1 protein-coding gene is annotated in these 605 nt (G+C 33.2%); it reads right to left on the bottom strand.

The annotated features are described in order from the left end of the window. Nucleotides 1-496: acyltransferase (locus GQR46_RS20385; protein ID WP_165742350.1), on the bottom strand; the 496-nt coding region annotated here is incomplete at its 3' end. Nucleotides 497-605: the final 109 nt, after the last annotated feature.

Below are 605 nucleotides of genomic sequence, written 5' to 3'. Positions count from 1 at the left end.
TAATATCTTTTGTATCTAAATTATTTTCTAAAACACCATTTTGGTATTCCGCTAAGGATTTGATCTTTTTAGCTGGCACTCCGGCATATACAGCATTATCTGGTAAATCTTTAGTTATGACCGCGCCGGCTCCAACAACTACGTTTGAACCAATCGTTACTCCGGGCATAATAATACAGTTACTTCCAATGAAAACGTTATCTTTTATTACTATCGGTTTTACAACATCAATAGCTGGATATTCATTACGAAAAACCCACACTCCTCCATCATGATTCACAAAACTACTTGAGGTAATACTGACATTATTTCCAATACTAATTAAATATGGCTCCGAACCAAAATCAAGATGACCAACAAACCGACAACCTTTCCCTACTGTTCCACCCAGTTTACGCAAAAGTGAAACTTGACCAAGCACTTTCGCGTGTAGCCTGTTTATAATTTTAGCATAACAAGTATTTACTTTTGATATATTACGTTTAATTGTTGACATTTCAAAACCTTGGATTAAGGATTATTTCACTTCGGATTAATTAAACAATTCCACATCACTTAAAAGCTTTGGAATTTTAGATTGTTATAAATTTATTATAGTAGTTATT

The organism is Pseudoalteromonas sp. Z1A6 (assembly GCF_011378745.1).
GTDB lineage: Bacteria > Pseudomonadota > Gammaproteobacteria > Enterobacterales > Alteromonadaceae > Pseudoalteromonas > Pseudoalteromonas arctica.
This window is presented reverse-complemented; position numbering and strand designations above follow the sequence as displayed.